The organism is Aequorivita xiaoshiensis (genome assembly GCF_022008395.1).
Classification (GTDB): domain Bacteria; phylum Bacteroidota; class Bacteroidia; order Flavobacteriales; family Flavobacteriaceae; genus Aequorivita; species Aequorivita xiaoshiensis.
In genome coordinates, this window is the sequence record NZ_JAIRBB010000012.1 from 30,667 (window position 1) to 49,270 (window position 18,604).

Consider the following 18,604-nt stretch of genomic DNA (forward strand, 5'->3'; position numbering starts at 1 on the left):
ATATTGAAATTCCAATTTCACGGTCATAATGTTAAGTTTATGATAATTAAGGATTAAGAAAATGTTATGTAGGGTAAATCTAATATTATTCGTGTTAATTTTATTGCCGAAATAAAAACTAACAAATTAAATGCTATGAATAGGATAGATATACTTCGCAGTACAACTGAAAGTTTGATAGCTCAATTAAACTTACAACTAAAGTTATCCAAAAATGAAACCCGTGATGAAAATAATAATAAATCGAAATTTACAGTAGAAGGCAGGAATAAGAAAAGACATAAAACGGTAAATAAGAAAAAATCTAAAAATATACGATATACATTTTAGTTCATTAGATTACTCTATCCTTTAGTTTAAGAAACATCTTAAATATCCAAGATATTAAAAAAGCTTCCAATAATTTGGAAGCTTTTTTATTTTACTAAATTATACTTAATTAATTGAAGTCTGGTCCACATATTATTTGCTAAAATTTAAGCTTTTCCTTTTGTTAATATTAATTTAAAAACTGAAGACAAAACACATCGATATATTTTGATTTATATGTTAAAAATTGAGAATTGTCTTTTTATATTATCTATGGTTTTGTTGGAAACTATTGATGTTTTCTTAGGAAAGTCAAGGTGAAAACATATGATTTTAACCTAACCTAATTTGTTCTCAATCAATTAGCATAATTGCAAGTTAAAAGGGCGTGATTTGGTTGTTGAATAGGTATTGAATAATTAGTTTTGCTCTTTTATTCAGTCATGTAGAAAACTTATTATTGTTGAATTAATAATTACAGTTATTTTGAATGGAATCTAAGTGAATTGAAGTTAGCGGCATTTATTTATCAATTAAATTAATGCATTTAAAAACTCTATTTTCATATTAGTATCTTGAGAAATAAGTTGTAATTTGGTCCTTAATATCTAAAATCTACAGCTTACTGATTATCAGAATTTTATATTTTATAAGAGCTAATATATTCTATAAAACATAGACCCAATTTCAATAAATCCCAATTATGCGTACTCAATTCTTTATATTTTCGAGTGTTTTGCTTATAATAACTTTTGCATTAGGCTACTACTTAGACCCTTCATGGTATGTGTTTTTTGTAATCGTTTTCCTATTTACTGCTTTAGGGTATTACGATGTATTTCAAACGCGGCATACAATAATGCGAAATTATCCCGTGTTCGGTCGTTTGCGTTATGTGCTTGAAGAACTTCGTCCAAAATTGTATCAATACTTTATTGAATCTGACATTGATGGCCGTCCTTTTCACAGGGTCGATCGTTCTACCGTGTACCAGAGAGCTAAAGGTGTAAGAGATACCATTCCTTTTGGAACCCAATTAGATCTATATGTAGAAGGCTACGAATGGATTTGTCATTCAATAGCACCAAAAGCTTTCGATACCTTAAATAATGATCCACGTATAATTATAGGAAATAAGGATTGTACTCAACCGTATTCTGCTAGTATTTTAAATATCTCTGCGATGAGTTTTGGAGCACTCAGTTCCAATGCTGTAGAAGCTTTAAACGCTGGTGCAAAAATTGGTAATTTTGCCCATAATACAGGCGAAGGAGGATTAAGTGACTATCACCTAAAACACGGAGGTGATTTAATTTGGCAAATTGGAACAGGGTATTTTGGATGTCGTACCGAAGATGGAAGGTTTAACCCTGAATTATTCGCAGAAAAAGCTAAACATCCTAATGTTAAGATGATTGAGCTTAAAATTTCTCAAGGAGCAAAACCTGGGCATGGTGGAATACTTCCTGCTGAGAAAAACTCGGAGGAGATTGCAAGAATTAGACATATTAAACCACACGTTAAAGTAGTATCTCCACCGTATCACTCTGCATTTAACTCTCCTATGGAAATGGTGAAGTTTATTCAAAAACTAAGAGAACTATCGGGAGGGAAGCCAGTAGGATTTAAATTGTGTATAGGGTATAAAAGTGAATTTATAGCTATATGCCAAGCAATGGTAGAACTAGATTTATATCCTGATTTTATTGCTGTAGATGGAGGAGAAGGAGGAACTGGAGCTGCACCACCAGAATTTAGTAATTATGTAGGTGCACCGTTGTTAGATGGTTTAGATTTCGTGCATAACATCTTAAATGGTATGAATATTCGTAGACATATTAAGGTGATTGCTTCAGGTAAAATTACTTCTGCGTTCCATATTGCTCGTGCTATTGCTTTAGGAGCAGACGGATGTTACCAAGCGAGAGGTATGAAAATGGCTATTGGGTGTATTCAAGCTTTACTTTGTAACACCAATAAATGTCCTGTAGGTATTACTACTCAAGACCCTAAATTAACAGTAGGTTTGGTTCCAGAAGATAAGAAAACTCGTGTTGCTAATTATCACGAAAAAACAATTAAGAATTTCGTGGAATTATTAGGAGCTACCGGTGTAGATGAAACTAGAAATCTTACACGTACTCATATTTATAGAAGAGTATCATTAAATGAAATGATTACTTACGAAGAGCTATTCCCGTCTATTAAGGAAGGTTCTATGCTAAATGGTGATATTCCTAAAAAGTATCAGATGGATTTCGCTTACGCCGATAAAAACCGTTGGGGAATTCACCCATAATCGATAATAAGTTAAAGACAAAAAAGAGTCTGATTCTATAGTAGAATCAGACTCTTTTTTATTTCCTAAATAGGTTCATTATCTTGTCTAATATCGTTGGTTCTTTCTGGTTCTCTTTATCCTCATCTTCATTATCATCACCAAAAGTGTATTCTCTTAAAAAGTCGCTATGAGATTTGCTAGAATCGTATTTTCGTCTCTGCCTATCTATACGGTCCATTTTATCTTGACTATTTGCTATAATAGTCTCAAATAACGGGAGTAATCTTTCATTAAGTGTATTAATAGGTTCTTTGAGAAAAAAACCTTCGGCACCACTCTTTAATAATTCATCCTTATCTCCTTCGTATTTTAAATTTCCTGTGATAACTACTATTGGAATATTGTCGTTATAATTTTTAGAAATTCTAATTACATCAAATGCATTCATTCCTACAAGTTTAAAGTCGGTAATAACCATATCTGGAATGTATGTTTTTAAAGCATTTATTAAACTTATCTCGCTATCTACAAATCGAATTTCAGGATTTACTGAAATTTTTTTAAGCTGTCGTTGAAGTAAAAAAGTATCTGATACTAAATCTTCAACTATCAAAAAATTCATATTATCAGGTAAAGCCATCTTGGATAGGTTGGGGTTAGACTAGTAAATTTATCTAATTATTTGGTCATTTTATACTTACGGTGGATTATTTGAAATTATTTTTTGGATTATTGTCATGTAAATCTAGTTCATTACTTTTGAAAGGATAGCTGTATTTTTTTTACAACTTATACCATTTGCCTATGAAAAGAATTAGAAAAGTTGGTTTAACTAATTTTATATTACTAGTCTCTTCGCTTATTCTTGTGATTATCTTAATAGGATTTTCATTTATGCAAAATGCTGATTCTGCCGATGAAATTGCTGAAAGTTGGAAGGTAAAAAACAATATTGATCAAATTTCTTCAACAATATCTAAAATGGAGAGCTTTGGCTTAACCTATAGATACACTAATAATATTAAGCATAAAGAAGAATTCAGGTTAGCTGAAAAAGAATACGACTCATTATTAAAATCGTTAAGATATTTAGTTCGTGAAACAGAACAACAAGTAAATCAGGTAAATACGATTGAGGCTAAAATGGATGCTAACCTTAAATTGTTAGACAGTATTTTATTAAATCCAACTTCCAATTTATCTTCAATTGAGAATGATAATCATCGCGATGTTCATTTTAATGATGACGTATCATCAATATTGAAAGATCTTTTAATAACGGCCGATGTTATTCTTGATAAGCGAATTAGAAAGTTTACTACTTGGAAACTTATAATTCTAGCAGGATTGGGGATTGCTACTATCATCGTTTTCCTAAGTCTTTTTAACTTAATAAAAAAAATCAGACCTTTGATAGAAGAGCTTCTCCAAACACAGTCCGATTTAGAACGTTCAAACAAAAATTTACAACATACCTTAAAAGATTTAAAAATTTCTAATGCCGAGAAGCAAAGGGAGATTAAAGCAAAAGAAAGGGCAATAGAAGAGGCAGCTAAATTAAATGAGTCTCTTATTGTAAAAAATCAACAATTAGATCATTTTGCCTACGTAGCTTCCCACGACTTGCAAGAGCCATTACGTACAGTTTCAAACTACTTAGAAATATTTCAAGAAGATTTCCCGGAACGAGTGGAAGGGGAAGCTGTAATGTATTTTAACTTTATAAATAAGGCAGTAGAACGAATGCGAAACCTTATTAGCGGGCTCCTTTCTTTTTCCAGAATTGGTACAAGCGGTCAGATGGAGGAAGTGAACTTAAATGAAACATTAGAAAAAATTAAAGATGATTTCGCTGTAGTAATTGAAGAACGTGGAATTGTAATAGAGCACGACCCGTTACCAACAATAACAGGATACAGAATTGAGATAAAACAATTATTTCAAAATCTTATTTCTAATGCTATAAAATTCACCAAACCAGAGGTGCAACCTAACATTAAAATATCTTTCGACGAAACAGATAACTATTTCAACTTTCATATAAAAGATAATGGAATAGGTATTCCTGAGAAAGATTTTACTAAGGTTTTCGATATGTTTAGCAGGCTTAATAGCAATAAAGACTATGAAGGTCAGGGTATAGGTTTAGCATTTTGTCAGAAAATAGTTGAACTTCATTTGGGTAACATTTGGGTAAGTTCTACTATTGGAGTTGGTACCACTGTTCATTTTACTTTAAAAAAAATAACTATATGAAAAAATTAAAAAATGTATTGCTTATTGACGATTCGGAAAGTGATAATTTCTATCACGCTCGAAAGATCAAAAAAATGGGTATAAGCGATAATATTCATATATGCTATAGCGGACATGAAGCCTTAGAATATCTAAAAAGTGAACTAGACGGTAAACACCCTCAGCCCACGTTGATATTTTTGGATATCAATATGCCAGGAATGAACGGATGGGAGTTTTTGGAAGAATATGAAAAACTTTCGGTGTCTCAGCAAGGAGAAGTTGTGCTTACAATGCTAAGTAATTCAATAGACGAAAGAGATAAAACTAGAGCTATGGAATTTAAAAGTGTTCATGGTTTTTATAACAAGCCCCTTAATGAAGATTACCTTAAGACTATAATAGATACTTATTTAAAAAAATACCTTACCTAATCTTGGCTTTTCGAGTAGCGGTGTATTGAAATAGCCTTTTTTTTTATTAATCTTCTTTAAATACAGCCATAAAAAAGGCCAGCACATAAATAGTTGGTCAATTAGGTGCTGGCCAGAAATCCTGTCGGATCTAAATTTATAATTGTTATCCTCGCGTTAACCAGCCTCTTTTACTAGCAGTAGCGATTGCATAAGGAGTAATCCAGAATAATGCAAAAGTGTACAATATGCTATATGAATACGCCCAAAAAGATTCTGAAATATTGTATCGTTTGGCATAGAATAACATCGGAAAACTTGAGAATATAAGAATTCCGAATAACGTAGAGCTAAAGAACAATATCGGGTGTGTTACTATAAAGAATAACATAAACAGAATAAATGGATAGCTCATTATAATCTTTAACGATTGACTTATAAACAATAAACGTATTCCAGATTTTGATTCCTCTCTAAAATTAGTGAATACATATTTAGACATTTCAATGTTTTCGCGCACATTACTTCGGCCCCATCTAATGAACATTTTATATAAACCCTTATAATTTTCAGGTACGTTAGTATAAGCATAAGCATTACGTTGAAACAAGACTTTATTACCTTGTTTCAATATCATATTCGTCATGGCTCTATCTTCGCCTATATCTGATGGTTTCCCCATAAATGTTTGATTTATCCATTCAGGAAGTACAGCAAAAACAGCACTTCGGCGGTATGCAGCTAATGCTCCTGGAGTACATAATACCGAGTTAAGACTACTTTCTGCAGAACGTACAAATTCAAAACTAAGTACGAAACTTACATCGAGCATTTTTGGTAAAAGCGCTTTTTTGTTGTTTAATACTCGAATGTTTCCAGCTACCGCCCCGCATTTTTCATCTAGCATAAACGGGCTAACCAAATTTCTTAAAGTATCTTCATTTACAACAGAATCACTATCTACAGTTACAAACACATCTCCAGTCCCAATATTGAATCCACGATAAAGCGCGTGACGTTTACCTTTGTTTTTAGGTTGTTGAAATATAGTAACTCTATCTCCTAAATCCTTTTTGGCTTGTTGTATCCAACGCCAAGTATCATCTTTACTCCCATCGTCAATAGCTAATAATTGTAATTTTTCTGCTGGGTAGTTACTGTTGGCTAAACTTTTTAGTGTTTCCCACACTTGTTTCCCTTCATTGTAAGCAGGGACTATTACTGTACAAGTAGGTAATTCCTCATCGCTTACAGATGCTATAGCCTTGTATTTGAAATATCTAATAAGAGTATAAATAAAGAACCCAGCTTTAAAGACTAAAAGAGCAGTAGCCATAACTAAAAATGCATAACCAAGGGTCGAGCTCATACGTTCTTCACGAAAATTTGCAAAGTCAGTATCTAAATAGAAAAAGAGATAAGTAGCAATAAAAATTAATAAGAACGTACTAGCAAGCACAAATATCCCCCAAGGGTTTGTACGTGAAACCGACTTATTTTGACTAGTGTAATTAATAGCTACATGTTCTGTAGATTTATCTAAATGATTTCCTGAAGTGTCTTGTGTGTTGTTGTTCATTTTAAATCCTTAATTGATTCTTAATCGCTTTTAAAAATTGTTTATCAATTCGAGGAAGTGTTTAGCAACTGTTGTGCCGTGTGGAATTTGCTAGGTTTTATAGAGATTTTAGGGATTTAAGGCTACAAAAAGTGTATAGATTTTATACAGTTGGATATCCAATTATACAGTTTGGATCGTAAGTGAGTCTAGATTGTGTAGATTATTGTTCAATATTTAATATGGAGTAATAATTGCTATAATTACTAATATCGGAAACTAGTTAAGATCTAAATGTTTCGTAAGTTAGTATTAATTTGTTCGTTTTTTCGACTATTGGAAAAACGAACAATTTTAATGTTTAAGAGTAAAATAAATTTAAAATAATAACTATGAATATCATTAAAAGCCTTCCATTACTTACATTATTGGGTCTGTTTACTGCTTGCGGTGTAACAAAAACCGATACGGATACAAACACTAATTCAAATCCGATTGAAACTACCAACAGAGGTAGAGCAAACACTGATGTAGCTGTTAAAGGCGATAGGTCCAATAGATCCCAACAGTTATCTACTGAAACTCCTAACAAAGAATTGTCAAGGAAACAGATTGAAGAAGCTGCTAAGGCTAGAAATCAAAAAATGTTTGTAGATCTCGCTATGACGGAGGAGCAAGTAAAAAAATTTAATAATGAATGGAATAGAACTTTGCAAAATTGGAACAAAAACAATCGAAATAGGGTAATGAATAGCTTTGAGCGCACCGAACTTCAAGACAATATTTTAAGTAACATACTAAGTGAAACTCAATTTAAAAATTACAGAGTTTGGGCACGTGAAAACGCAGGAAGCCGATTAGATTAATTCGCTGGAAACAAGGTTTAAATTGGATTTTGTAGCTGTATTTTGAGTATTAGTACCTGATAAGTACGTGGCGATACGTATTGTTTTAATACGTTAGAAATTGTTTCTTTGGTAAAAGTGTATAAGTATATTCTAGTAGGGTGTTGAAAGATTCATAATATTTACCCCACAATATTTAAGCAATAAACTTACCAGTCAAAATTTAACTTCAGAAAGTTCTGATTTAAAAATTAAAATCCCTTTGTTGTAACATTTCAACATACTTTGGTTTTGATAGAAACCGAGCTTTTGAGTACGAAACATATAAACTTAAATAGTTTGATTATTAATTATGGATACATTTTTTTCAGAAGCTTTAAAGGAAGCAGAAATCGGTATAGCAGAAGGCGGAATCCCGGTTGGAGCTGTTTTGGTGCATAATGGAGAGATTATTGGACGCGGACATAACAAAAGAGTTCAAAAAGGTAGTCCTATTATACACGCAGAGATGGATGCTATTGAAAATGCTGGCCGACAATCGGTGTCAGTTTATAAGGAAAGTGTTCTATATACTACTTTATCGCCTTGCCCCATGTGTGCAGGGGCGATTTTACATTATGGTATTCCAAAGATTGTTATTGGTGAAAACACCAATTATCTAGGTGCCGAGGATATGTTGATAGAAAACGGAGTTTCGGTGATTGTGTTAAACGATAGAAGGTGTAAGCAACTCGTAGATTATTTCATTTCTGAAAATCCTGAGCTCTGGAATGAAGATGTTGGAGCGTCATAAACTACTTAATCTGAGTGATTTATTGAGATGCTTGTAGGAAATGAACACATAATGTAGTAGAAATCGACTTGTGTTTTGCTAAAACAAGAGTGTAATATATTAAGCTAGATTCTGGAATCTAGTAATATCGTAATCTGTAGATGTTTATGGAAACCGTTATAGTCTTTCTTGTAGCTCCATAATAATGAATAGAGCTAAGAAAAGTCCAACAGTCCATATTGCTAATAAACCTAATCCCATACGGCAAACTTACTAAATTTATTTAATCGATTTCAACTATTTTCTTGAAAAAATTAAACAAGAAGAACTTAGCAATAATAGCTTTGTGAAGTGGCTAAGAAATCCAATTTTACAGCAGATTTAAACCCCCTTTTAATCGTCACAACCTAAATATGTTACGTTGTTTCCCTCACTAGCTTGTTGTGAAAGTACAGGCTCCCCATCGCTGCAATTAACTACATCGCCATAAAAAACACCTTCATTTCCAAGAAACTTTCCTCTGCAATTGCAGTTGTCATCGGAGCCACAGCCTAATAAAACTGTTGCTGCTAAAAGGAAACCTAATTTCTTAATATTCTTAATCTTAAACATAAAGCAATTTTTAATTCTCAATTTTTTTAATGGTTGTTGTACACTTGCAAAGATAAAGAAAGATTGTTGAGGGTAATTGACTAAATTATTTTTGGGGCATACATTCTCTATGGCTATAATTTTTATACTAAAACCGTTCCTCTAAAGATTAACAGTCGCAGTGTTAATGCCATCTTTTAGATTAACTAGTTTATTCCCGAAGTTTTTACTTTTAAGAATTTTTATAGCAAGCTTACTGCGTACTCCAGATTTGCAAAACACCAATAAGGGTTTGTTTGTTGCTAGTTTGGTATATCTTTCTTTCAATTCCACTAATGGTATATGAAAGCTTTCTATTGTAAGTTCCTCTCGTTCCTCTTTGTTTCTTACATCCAATACATTAAAAGTATTCGCTTGTTGTAGATACTCTTGATAGGTTATTTCTTCAAACCCAACATCAAGACCACAAAACATTTGATAATCTTGTGCTAAAGATGCAATTACAAGGGAAGGATTCTTTTTAAATTGAAATAGCTCCTGTTGTAATGTAAGCGCATTAAATGTCAATAGCTTTCCAGACATTATATTGCCTAAGCCTAAAATGATCTTTAATACTTCATTTGCTTGCAAGCTTCCAATAATACCAGGTAGAATCCCCAATACTCCTGCTTCTGAACAGTTAGGGACTAATTCTGGTGAAGGTGGACTAGGGAACAAACATCTGTACGTTGGTCCGTTGTTATAGTTGAACACTGAAACTTGTCCTTCAAATTTGTTTATCGACCCAAATACTACCGTTTTTTTCAAGATTACGGCAGCATCATTTATTAAATATCGAGTAGGGAAATTATCGGTACCATCTACAATGATATCGTAGTTTTCAAATAGCTCAAGGGCATTATCATTACCTAATTTGGTATTATAACTATGAAGTTGGATAAATGGATTTAATCTTTTCAAACGGGAAACAGCTGCTTCCACTTTATATTTCCCTAGATCCTCATGTGTATACAGAATTTGCCGTTGCAGATTGCTTGGATCCACTGTATCATTATCTACAATTCCTATGTTACCAACCCCTGCTGCAGCTAGATATTGTAGCACCGGACAACTTAAGCCCCCAGCACCAATTACTAATACCTTTGCTTGTTTCAATTGTAATTGCCCTCTTTCTCCAACTTCTTCGAGGCTGAGGTGCCTACTGTATTGAGTGGTTTCTTCTGCGGTTAATTTCATGTTTTACTTTTTAGAATAGGATGTATCCCAGTCTTTCCAAACTACCTCATAGCCTTGGGATTGTATCATGGCCTTAATTTTATTCGTGCCTCGTTCATCCGAAATTTCAAACTGCTCCAAGGATTTTTGATCTACAGCATAGCCACCCGGATTTGTTTTCGATTCGGCACTCATAGAAGTGATTCCTAGGTTTATGACGTTGTTTCTAAAAGTTTCACTTTCTCTTGTGGACATAGATAGCTCCACATCTTCATCTAATAATCTATAAGCACAAATTAATTGAACCAGATCGGCGTCGGTCATTTCCACTTTAGGTTGCACTTCTCCCTCATGTGGTCGCAATCTTGGAAAGGAAATAGAATACTTGGTTTTCCAGTAGGTTTGCTGTAAATACTTTAGGTGTAAGGCGGTGTAAAAACTATCTACTCTCCAATCATCCAAACCAAACAAAGCTCCTAAGCCTATTTTATGAATACCAGCTTTTCCTAATCTATCGGGAGTATCTAATCGATAATCAAAGTTAGATTTTTTGCCTTTGGGGTGATGGGTTTTGTAGGTAGCTCTATTGTAAGTTTCCTGATATACCAATACTGCGTAGAGTCCCTCGTCAATCAAATTTTCGTATTCCTCCTGATTTAGGGGCTGTACTTCTATACTAATATTAGAAAAGTGATTGCGAATTAATTTTATGGCGTTTTTTAAATAAGCCACTCCAACGGTGCTATTAGCCTCTCCGGTAACCAGTAAAATATGGTCGTAGCCTAACTGTTTAATATAGGCTACTTCCTTTAGGATTTCTTCGTCACTAAGGGTTTTCCTAGGGATTTTGTTTGTTAAACTGAACCCGCAATAAGTACAAATATTTTGGCACTCGTTGGAGAGATACATCGGGACATACATTTGTATGGTGTTTCCAAATCGCTTTCTGGTAAGTGCGCGGCTTCGTTGGGCCATGCTTTCTATAAAAGGTTTGGCAGCAGGTGAAATTAATACTTGAAAATCTTCTAAGTTTATCTCCTCTTTTAATAATACCTCTTGCACATCACTAGCAGTATAACTGTAGATCTTTTCCTTTACAGTGTCCCAATGATATTGATTAAATATGTCTTGAAAATTACTCATTTAAAAAAGAAGTTAACGGACTGCTTGCCTCTGCATATGGATTAACTGCGGCTAATTTTGCTTCGTATGCCAACCTTCCAGCCTGCACGGCTAACTTGAAAGCAATCCCCATTTGCACTGGGTTCTTAGAAACTGCTATTGCTGTATTTACCAAAACAGCATCGGCTCCTAACTCCATGGCATAAGCAGCATGTGATGGCGCGCCTATTCCTGCATCTACAATTACAGGAACCTTGCTTTGCTCCATAATTATCTTTAAAAAATCTTTAGTTATAAGTCCTTTATTGCTACCTATTGGAGCCCCAAGTGGCATGACACACTGCGCTCCAACATCCTCCAATCGTTTGCACAACACAGGATCTGCGTGTATATATGGCATGACTATGAAACCTTCTTTCACCAAAATTTCGGTGGCCTTCAATGTTTCTATGGGGTCGGGTAATAGATATTTTGGATCTGGATGAATCTCTAACTTTATCCAATTGGTTTGTAAAGCTTCTCTAGCCAATTGTGCAGCAAAAACAGCTTCCTTTGCTGTGCGTACTCCCGAGGTGTTTGGTAGTAAATGAATATGATCCTGCTGAAGATGCGTTAATATATCGTCACATGTACTGTGGAGTTCTACCCGCTTTAAAGCCACGGTTACCAATTCGCTTTCTGATGCTACAATGGCTTCTTGCATTAATTTAGAACTGCTGAATTTCCCCGTCCCGGTAAATAATCTGGAACGGAAGGTTTTATCTGCTATTTTTAGTGTGTCTGTCATTTTATCTACTTATTAAATTTTTAAGTTTAAACCTGATCAACAGGGGTTCTTAATATTTTTTGGAAGGCTTTGATGCTCTCAAAATCCTTTGTAATTGCTCCCGAAACTGCGACGCCATAAATACCTGTTTTTAATAATTCAGGAAGGTCTTTTATAGTAATGCCGCCAATGGCGATAATGGGAGTTTCTGAATTCCATTCATTCAATAGCGATACATAGCCTTCTAAGCCCAATATCGAACTCAGATTTTTTTTCGTGCTAGTAAATCGGAAGGGACCTAAGCCTATATAATCTACTTTCTTATCCATAAGTTCTTGGCAGTCTTGTAGATTGTTCGCTGTTCCGCCAATAATTTGCCAATCGTACAAATGCTGTCTCGCTAAAGTAGGACAGGCATCCGTTTTGCCTAAATGAACGCCATCTGCTTCAACAGCTTTAGCGATTTTATAATGGTCGTTTATTATTAATTTTGTTTGGAATTTCTTAGTAATTTCTCTTGCTCTTTCAGCTGTTTTCAACAAAGTGATTTCATCCTCGTTTTTAAGTCGAAGTTGGACTAAATCAGCTCCGTGAGTACAAGCTTTTAGAATGTTTTCTAAGTGTTGTTCCGTAGTTTCGCCTTGAGAGATATAATGTAAATTAGGAATCATATTATGACGTTTTTATGGTGAACTCCCAATAAGGAAGGGTGTGAGTTTAAAAATTGTTCGGTATACCGCTTTGCCTTATCACAAGCAGTTTGTAAATCCTGTCCTAAACGAATATTGCTAGCTAAGGATGAGGAAAGCACACAACCGCTGCCGTGTTTTTCAGAAATACTAGCGGCAATAGGAGGGATCTGATAGGGCTGTTGGCTTGTTGGATGCAGTTCATCCCACCCTTTTTTATCCAATCTATGTCCTCCTTTTAAATAGATATTGGTGAATTTCTTCATATGCAAAAGCGTTTCTTCAAAATCTATATTCGGATACAAGCTCAACATTTCATCGTAGTTTGGGGTGATGATATAGCAGTGTTTTAATATTTTATCTAGGTTATTTTGATCTTCATCGGAATGGAAGTCAAACCCTGCACTTGCCTTAAAAATAGGATCCAACACAACTTTTATGGAAGGGTTTATACGGTGAAGTTTTTCTAGAATACGAAGCAAGCTTTGCCAAGATTTTACTAAACCAATTTTTACGGTATCCATAGGGAAGCGTTCAAAAAGAACAGCTATTTGAGCCAAAATAATTTCCGTGTCCACCCAAACACAATGTTTAAAATCACTGTCGTGTTGAATTGTAATTGCTGTGCAAACACTTAGGCCATAAAGTCCGTGAGCTTCAAATGTTTTTATATCGGAAGTTATCCCAGCCCCTCCGCTAGGGTCATGACCTGCAATGCTAAGTATGTATTTATGATTGTTCAAAACTGTCTTTTATTTTTTTAAAGGATTCTACAGGATTATCAGTGTTCCAAACACCTCCTAACAGACCAACACCATCATAACCCAGGACTTTCATTTTTGCAATATTTTCAGCACGAACACCACCTAGTCCAATGACGATTTTGTTAATACTATTTACATCAAAACCACGCCCTATATATCCCGTTTTTGAAATAGAAGTAAATACAGGACTTAAAAACTGGTAGTCGAAATCTATAGTACTATTGGAAATATCCTCGGGACTATGAAAAGAGGAACTAATCGTCAAATCATTCGCTTGAAACGCTTTAAAATAATCTGTCTGCTTAGTTTTTAATAAGACCTTTCTTTTCTCTTCCTGAAAATGAACACCTTTAAGAGGAAACTCGCTTGCTAGTTCATGAAATAAATGCACTACAATTCGATTGTGAAATTTTGGATGTATGCCGTTCAGATAAGCAATATGTTCGTCCAAATTCATCTTGGGTTTTCTAAGGTGATAACAGGCCAAACCAGCTTCAAAAAGTTGGTTTAGCCTGTTTATTTCCTCAGAAATAGTTACTTCAGGTGCAATTACAATTAGCATAATCTATAAATAGACTTCAGAACCTTTGCTTTTAAACTCTTCCGCTTTTTCTTCCATCCCTTTTTGAATTACTTCGTTATCCACGATATCATTTACAGCGGCAAAGTCACGTACTTCTTGTGAAATTTTCATGGAACAAAACTTCGGACCGCACATAGAGCAGAAGTGAGCCAATTTAGCTCCCGCAGCAGGCAGGGTTTCATCATGGTATTCTCGGGCGCGCTCTGGATCTAGTCCTAAATTAAACTGATCTTCCCAACGGAATTCAAAACGAGCCATACTCAAAGCATTGTCTCGGTGTTGTGCTCCCGGGTGTCCCTTAGCCAAATCGGCAGCGTGAGCTGCTAGCTTATAGGTGATTACTCCTACACGAACATCTTCCTTATTGGGTAAGCCTAAATGTTCTTTTGGCGTTACATAGCAAAGCATGGCACATCCGTACCAAGCTATCATAGCAGCACCAATACCAGAGGTAATATGGTCGTAGCCTGGAGCAATATCGGTAGTTAAAGGGCCTAAAGTGTAAAATGGCGCTTCGTCACAAACTTCTATTTGCTTCTCCATATTTTCTTTAATCATATGCATAGGTACATGCCCCGGACCTTCGATAAAACACTGCACCTCGTGTTTTCTTGCTATTTTTGTCAGTTCCCCTAAGGTTTCTAATTCTGCAAACTGCGCTTCATCATTAGCATCGGCTATAGAGCCTGGACGCAAACCATCGCCTAATGAAAAGGCTACATCGTATTGCTTTAAAATCTCACAAATATCCTCAAAATGGGTGTATAAAAAGCTCTCCTTATGATGGGCTAAACACCATTTAGCCATTATAGAACCCCCGCGAGAAACAATACCAGTTACACGCTTTGCCGTCATAGGAACATAACGAAGTAAAACCCCAGCGTGGATGGTGAAATAATCTACACCTTGTTCGGCTTGTTCAATTAAAGTATCTCTAAAAATCTCCCAGGTTAAATCCTCTGCAACGCCGTTTACTTTTTCTAAAGCTTGATAAATAGGAACCGTCCCAACAGGAACAGGGGAGTTGCGAATAATCCATTCGCGGGTTTCGTGTATGTTTTTACCAGTAGATAAATCCATAATATTGTCTGCACCCCAACGGCAAGCCCATACTGCTTTTTCAACCTCCTCTTCAATAGAAGAAGTAGTGGCAGAATTCCCAATATTCGCATTAATCTTTACCAAAAAGTTTCTCCCTAAAATCATAGGTTCTGCTTCTGGGTGATTGATATTCGATGGAATTACAGCACGACCCCTAGCAACTTCCTCTCGTACAAACTCCGGAGTGATTTTAGAAGGAATAGCAGCACCAAAATGTTCCCCTTTATGTTGTTTTCTAATTTCGGTCATTTCGTCAATACGCTGATTTTCACGTATAGCGATATACTCCATTTCTGGTGTAATAATCCCCTGTTTGGCATAATGTAATTGCGTAACATTTTGCCCTTTTTTTGCTCGCAAAGGTTTCTTTAAGCTAGAAAAACGCATATGGTCTAAACTTTTGTCGTTTAGTCGTTCCCTAGCGTATTCTGATGAAAAATTTTCTAGCTGTTCCACATTATTTCGGTCTAAAATCCATTGCTCGCGAATTCTTTCAATCCCTTTATGCACGTCAATTTCCTTATTCGGGTCGGTATAAGGGCCCGAAGTGTCATAAACAGTAACAGGTTCGTTAGGGCTTATCTTCCCTGTTAGGGAATCTTTTGTGTCACTTAAAGAAATTTCGCGCATGGCAACTTTTATTTGTGGATGTAATTTGCCCAGTACGTATATCTTTTTTGAATTTGGAAATGCTTGTCTGGTGATTGTTCCTTGTTTTGGAGCAGTGTCCTTGTTTTTCATATCGAAAAGTTTTTGCAGTTGTGTTAGTTTATTAAAATGAAGAGATTATCCACCTTGAGTAGCTTGAATTATTAAAACCTTGTCGTTGGCAGACAAGCTTGTGGAACTCCATAAATGTTTTGAAATAATGCAGTGGTTTACGGCTACCGCAATACCATCTAGAGGAGAATTTATTTTCTTTAGCAGTTGTAGAATGTGGAAGTCTTGGTTGACTTCCATAGCTTTCTCGTTAACCAAAATAGTAATCATCATACAGTATTGTTTTAATAATGCTGTAAACGATAAAGGGTTTTGAGAAAGGAAGTATTTGAAATGAAAGTACAGTTTAGGATACGGTACTTTTATAAAAAGTGTATAAATACATCTATCCATTTGGAGGATGTATTGCTAACTTTTCCCTTCGCTGGTACTAACCAGATCAGGTTCAAAGGGTCTTTCTCAGTTCTAATTTTTAGAACACCCCTAAAGTTTACACCACAAACTTATCAATAAATTCTATTTAAAACCAAGGAAGCTTGTTTAAAATATTTTAAGATGGTGTAGGGGGACAAATTGTTATAGAATGATTTTTTGTTAAAAGGTTTTGGGAATTATTGTGGGATTAGATTGTAAAGAGTATCTGTGCTAAAATGGTATGCCTTTTTCTATTTGAATTCAATTAAAGTCGAAACAAAATCATTTTTACTACTTCAATGTTTTAAAAATTTCGTTATAACGGAGTTTTTTAATAGGACTCTTAATTTGAATTCTTCTATTTAATTTAAAAAAATGTTGAAATTGTTTTAGGTGTATCACTTTTATTAAACCTGTTTACTATCAATAAATTAGCGAGTGTTGTAGTATGTGTGTAGTATGTTAAAATCATTGCTAAATCATATTCCTTTGTAACTTGCATCAAAATAAAATCGTGAAATTAAATTGAGCTAAAGCTCGCGATAATTTTAATTAATCAATCTAAACTTTAATTACTACAAATTATGAAATACACTCTATCTTTTAGCTTCTTACTTTTACTATTTCTTACGCCTATATTAGGAATTAGTCAAAACAATTGTTCCCCACATGACCATCCTGCAAACGATATTAGATCTAAAGGTTTCATGGACGCTGGCGGACAAACAATAGCTAACGATTTTCAGCTTTCAGCCAATACTACAAATTTCTCATTAGAACAAATTGAAGCGAATTTATGGACTGAAGATGGCGAAATTGCGTCTATAGATGTAGTGTTTTATAATAATGACAATGGTCATCCAGGTTTGGTTTTTGGAGATACAATTGCTAATGTTGTTCCTACTTCACAAATAATTATAGATCAAGAAGAAGATTTTGACATTAGACGAGTAGTTTTAGATTTACCACAAGCTATAGATTTCGAAGGTACTGGTACTGAACCCGTGAAATATTGGATTCAATTAATAGCACATGCGTCGATTCCTGGAAAACGTGTAGGATGGGAAATTAACGGGGTAGAAGTAGATGGTGAAGGAGTAAATTACTCAAACCCTGCGATAAATTATTGGTTAGTAAATGAAACTTGGGATGGGGTATTTACATTGAATGGTGTTTGTACATTAGCCGAAGGATGTTTAATTCCTGAAAATGTAGCAGCATCCAATATCGAAACAAACCAAGCTACAATAGTTTGGGATGGATGGCCTGAAGCGGAATCTTACACCGTCGAATATGGTTTTTCTGGGTTTACTCCAGGAACAGGAAACGGTATTGAAGTTAGTGTTCCTGTTAGTACAACAGAGGTAATTCTTGATAATCTCGAATTAATAACTTCTTACGATGTTTACATAAAAACAGTGTGCAACGAAGGAGAAAGTATCTTTACCATCCCATTTAATTTTATCACAAACGACTTTTATTGTCAAGTAGGTAATTTGGATATTATTGAGCCAATTTCAAACGTTGAGTTCGCGGGAATTGAAAATCGATCTCCTTCAGCTCTTGATGAAGCTCCAGCACACGAATATTTTTTAGACATCTCAGCGCAAGTAGTACCAGGCGAATCGTATGAAATTATTGTGGAAGGGAATACAGGTGGGAATTATCAAGATGGTGTAAGCTTGTTTATAGATTGGAATCAGGATAACACTTTCAATAACACTACTGAAAGGTATGATATAGGAATCCTTGAAAACAGTAATGGTGAAGATGGAATTCAAATTAGTAAAATTATAGAAGTTCCAGCCAATGCTCTAGCAGGGACTACAAGAATGCGATTGGTTAAGGAGTTTTACGCAAATATGTATCCGATAGATGGATGTACGTGGGTTACTTACGGACAGGTTGAAGATTACGCTATACATGTAGGTACGCTTTCAACAAACAGTTTTGAAACCAATTCTTTTTCTATTTACCCTAATCCAGTGTCGGATGTTTTAAATATCACGTCACAACACCCTATCACAAAAATGGAGATATATAATATTATGGGACAAAAAGTTTTCGAACAAAATATAGATGCAACAACAACAGAGATTGACGTAAACAAGTTTTCCCCAGGAATGTATTTTGTAACAATAGAAGCTGAGGGTATTACAAAAACTCAAAAATTCTTAAAAAAGTAAAATTTAAATACTCCCCAATTCAGATGGCTGTTTCAAGAGT

At 34.7% G+C, this 18,604-nt stretch carries 18 protein-coding genes and 1 riboswitch; of the genes, 7 read left to right on the forward strand and 11 right to left on the reverse strand.

The genetic code is table 11. The features are described 5' to 3' along the window. Nucleotides 1-135 precede the first annotated feature (135 nt). Both K8344_RS11850 and K8344_RS11855 read left to right on the forward strand, forming a co-directional pair. On the forward strand, nt 136-330 hold the full coding sequence (locus K8344_RS11850) for a hypothetical protein (protein ID WP_237608899.1): 195 nt from the start codon (nt 136-138) through the stop codon (nt 328-330). 682 nt (nt 331-1,012) lie between these two features. Then, entirely contained in the window at nt 1,013-2,608 is a 1,596-nt protein-coding gene (locus K8344_RS11855) for an FMN-binding glutamate synthase family protein (RefSeq protein WP_237608900.1), read from the forward strand. A 58-nt stretch (nt 2,609-2,666) separates the two neighbouring features. On the opposite strand, the gene K8344_RS11860 is transcribed toward K8344_RS11855, so the two are convergent. Further along, a complete protein-coding gene (locus K8344_RS11860) occupies nt 2,667-3,230 on the reverse strand; it encodes a response regulator (RefSeq protein ID WP_237608901.1) in 564 nt (187 codons plus the stop codon). A 164-nt stretch (nt 3,231-3,394) separates the two neighbouring features. Here K8344_RS11860 and K8344_RS11865 point away from each other — a divergent pair, with 164 nt between their 5' ends. Together K8344_RS11865 and K8344_RS11870 are read left to right on the forward strand one after the other, a co-directional pair. Further along, the gene (locus K8344_RS11865) at nt 3,395-4,846 is read left to right on the forward strand and encodes a sensor histidine kinase (RefSeq protein ID WP_237608902.1); all 1,452 of its coding nucleotides are present in this window, start codon (nt 3,395-3,397) and stop codon (nt 4,844-4,846) included. Next, a complete protein-coding gene (locus K8344_RS11870; RefSeq protein ID WP_237608903.1) occupies nt 4,843-5,259 on the forward strand; it encodes a response regulator in 417 nt (138 codons plus the stop codon). Before K8344_RS11865 ends, K8344_RS11870 begins: the two co-directional genes overlap by 4 nt. Before the next feature lie 145 nt (nt 5,260-5,404). On the opposite strand, the gene K8344_RS11875 is transcribed toward K8344_RS11870, so the two are convergent. Continuing rightward, nucleotides 5,405-6,817, reverse strand: a complete 1,413-nt coding sequence (locus K8344_RS11875) for a glycosyltransferase family 2 protein (RefSeq protein WP_237608904.1) — start codon at nt 6,815-6,817, stop codon at nt 5,405-5,407. Nucleotides 6,818-7,188: 371 nt separating this feature from the next. Here K8344_RS11875 and K8344_RS11880 point away from each other — a divergent pair, with 371 nt between their 5' ends. Both K8344_RS11880 and K8344_RS11885 read left to right on the forward strand, forming a co-directional pair. Next, nucleotides 7,189-7,662: a 6TM ABC transporter family protein gene (locus K8344_RS11880; protein ID WP_237608905.1), complete on the forward strand. Its 474-nt coding sequence runs from the start codon at nt 7,189-7,191 to the stop codon at nt 7,660-7,662. 331 nt (nt 7,663-7,993) lie between these two features. Then, nucleotides 7,994-8,434: a nucleoside deaminase gene (locus K8344_RS11885; RefSeq protein WP_237608906.1), complete on the forward strand. Its 441-nt coding sequence runs from the start codon at nt 7,994-7,996 to the stop codon at nt 8,432-8,434. 372 nt (nt 8,435-8,806) lie between these two features. Here the strand turns inward: K8344_RS11885 and K8344_RS11890 are convergent, their stop codons facing one another. The 9 genes from K8344_RS11890 to thiS form a co-directional block, all read right to left on the reverse strand. After that, nucleotides 8,807-9,025: a hypothetical protein gene (locus K8344_RS11890; RefSeq protein ID WP_139856339.1), complete on the reverse strand. Its 219-nt coding sequence runs from the start codon at nt 9,023-9,025 to the stop codon at nt 8,807-8,809. A 141-nt stretch (nt 9,026-9,166) separates the two neighbouring features. Then, nucleotides 9,167-10,240 carry a molybdopterin-synthase adenylyltransferase MoeB gene (moeB, locus tag K8344_RS11895; RefSeq protein ID WP_237608907.1) on the reverse strand — a complete coding sequence of 358 codons (1,074 nt, stop codon included), beginning with the start codon at nt 10,238-10,240 and terminating at the stop codon, nt 9,167-9,169. Nucleotides 10,241-10,243: 3 nt separating this feature from the next. Further along, nucleotides 10,244-11,362, reverse strand: a complete 1,119-nt coding sequence (gene thiH / locus K8344_RS11900) for a 2-iminoacetate synthase ThiH (RefSeq protein ID WP_237608908.1) — start codon at nt 11,360-11,362, stop codon at nt 10,244-10,246. Further along, on the reverse strand, nt 11,355-12,128 hold the full coding sequence (locus K8344_RS11905) for a thiazole synthase (RefSeq protein WP_237608909.1): 774 nt from the start codon (nt 12,126-12,128) through the stop codon (nt 11,355-11,357). Before K8344_RS11905 ends, thiH begins: the two co-directional genes overlap by 8 nt. Before the next feature lie 26 nt (nt 12,129-12,154). Beyond that, a complete protein-coding gene (thiE, locus tag K8344_RS11910; RefSeq protein WP_237608910.1) occupies nt 12,155-12,778 on the reverse strand; it encodes a thiamine phosphate synthase in 624 nt (207 codons plus the stop codon). Continuing rightward, nucleotides 12,775-13,539: a hydroxymethylpyrimidine/phosphomethylpyrimidine kinase gene (locus tag K8344_RS11915; protein ID WP_237608911.1), complete on the reverse strand. Its 765-nt coding sequence runs from the start codon at nt 13,537-13,539 to the stop codon at nt 12,775-12,777. The genes thiE and K8344_RS11915 overlap by 4 nt, the downstream gene beginning before the upstream one ends. After that, nucleotides 13,526-14,122 carry a thiamine phosphate synthase gene (locus K8344_RS11920; RefSeq protein WP_237608912.1) on the reverse strand — a complete coding sequence of 199 codons (597 nt, stop codon included), beginning with the start codon at nt 14,120-14,122 and terminating at the stop codon, nt 13,526-13,528. Before K8344_RS11920 ends, K8344_RS11915 begins: the two co-directional genes overlap by 14 nt. A 3-nt stretch (nt 14,123-14,125) precedes the next feature. Next, nucleotides 14,126-15,985: a phosphomethylpyrimidine synthase ThiC gene (thiC, locus tag K8344_RS11925; protein WP_237608913.1), complete on the reverse strand. Its 1,860-nt coding sequence runs from the start codon at nt 15,983-15,985 to the stop codon at nt 14,126-14,128. Between the two features lie 45 nt (nt 15,986-16,030). Continuing rightward, the gene (gene thiS, locus K8344_RS11930; protein ID WP_237608914.1) at nt 16,031-16,357 is read right to left on the reverse strand and encodes a sulfur carrier protein ThiS; all 327 of its coding nucleotides are present in this window, start codon (nt 16,355-16,357) and stop codon (nt 16,031-16,033) included. Between the two features lie 6 nt (nt 16,358-16,363). After that, a riboswitch (TPP riboswitch) is annotated at nt 16,364-16,459 on the reverse strand. Between the two features lie 503 nt (nt 16,460-16,962). Between thiS and K8344_RS11935 the strand changes: the two genes are divergently transcribed. Then, complete coding sequence (locus K8344_RS11935; protein ID WP_237608915.1) at nt 16,963-18,564, forward strand: T9SS type A sorting domain-containing protein; 1,602 nt, start codon at nt 16,963-16,965, stop codon at nt 18,562-18,564. The last annotated feature ends 40 nt before the right edge of the window (nt 18,565-18,604 follow it).

Excerpts from the sequence above, each read along its gene's own strand:
- K8344_RS11905 (WP_237608909.1), bottom strand. The coding sequence starts at position 12,128 with ATGACAGACACACTAAAAATAGCAGATAAAACCTTCCGTTCCAGATTA.
- K8344_RS11880 (WP_237608905.1), top strand. The coding sequence starts at position 7,189 with ATGAATATCATTAAAAGCCTTCCATTACTTACATTATTGGGTCTGTTT.
- K8344_RS11935 (WP_237608915.1), top strand. The coding sequence starts at position 16,963 with ATGAAATACACTCTATCTTTTAGCTTCTTACTTTTACTATTTCTTACG.
- K8344_RS11865 (WP_237608902.1), top strand. The coding sequence starts at position 3,395 with ATGAAAAGAATTAGAAAAGTTGGTTTAACTAATTTTATATTACTAGTC.
- K8344_RS11890 (WP_139856339.1), bottom strand. The coding sequence starts at position 9,025 with ATGTTTAAGATTAAGAATATTAAGAAATTAGGTTTCCTTTTAGCAGCA.
- thiC (WP_237608913.1), bottom strand. The coding sequence starts at position 15,985 with ATGAAAAACAAGGACACTGCTCCAAAACAAGGAACAATCACCAGACAA.
- thiS (WP_237608914.1), bottom strand. The coding sequence starts at position 16,357 with ATGGATAGATGTATTTATACACTTTTTATAAAAGTACCGTATCCTAAA.
- moeB (WP_237608907.1), bottom strand. The coding sequence starts at position 10,240 with ATGAAATTAACCGCAGAAGAAACCACTCAATACAGTAGGCACCTCAGC.
- K8344_RS11855 (WP_237608900.1), top strand. The coding sequence starts at position 1,013 with ATGCGTACTCAATTCTTTATATTTTCGAGTGTTTTGCTTATAATAACT.
- K8344_RS11860 (WP_237608901.1), bottom strand. The coding sequence starts at position 3,230 with ATGGCTTTACCTGATAATATGAATTTTTTGATAGTTGAAGATTTAGTA.
- K8344_RS11870 (WP_237608903.1), top strand. The coding sequence starts at position 4,843 with ATGAAAAAATTAAAAAATGTATTGCTTATTGACGATTCGGAAAGTGAT.
- K8344_RS11885 (WP_237608906.1), top strand. The coding sequence starts at position 7,994 with ATGGATACATTTTTTTCAGAAGCTTTAAAGGAAGCAGAAATCGGTATA.
- K8344_RS11875 (WP_237608904.1), bottom strand. The coding sequence starts at position 6,817 with ATGAACAACAACACACAAGACACTTCAGGAAATCATTTAGATAAATCT.
- thiH (WP_237608908.1), bottom strand. The coding sequence starts at position 11,362 with ATGAGTAATTTTCAAGACATATTTAATCAATATCATTGGGACACTGTA.
- thiE (WP_237608910.1), bottom strand. The coding sequence starts at position 12,778 with ATGATTCCTAATTTACATTATATCTCTCAAGGCGAAACTACGGAACAA.
- K8344_RS11850 (WP_237608899.1), top strand. The coding sequence starts at position 136 with ATGAATAGGATAGATATACTTCGCAGTACAACTGAAAGTTTGATAGCT.
- K8344_RS11920 (WP_237608912.1), bottom strand. The coding sequence starts at position 14,122 with ATGCTAATTGTAATTGCACCTGAAGTAACTATTTCTGAGGAAATAAAC.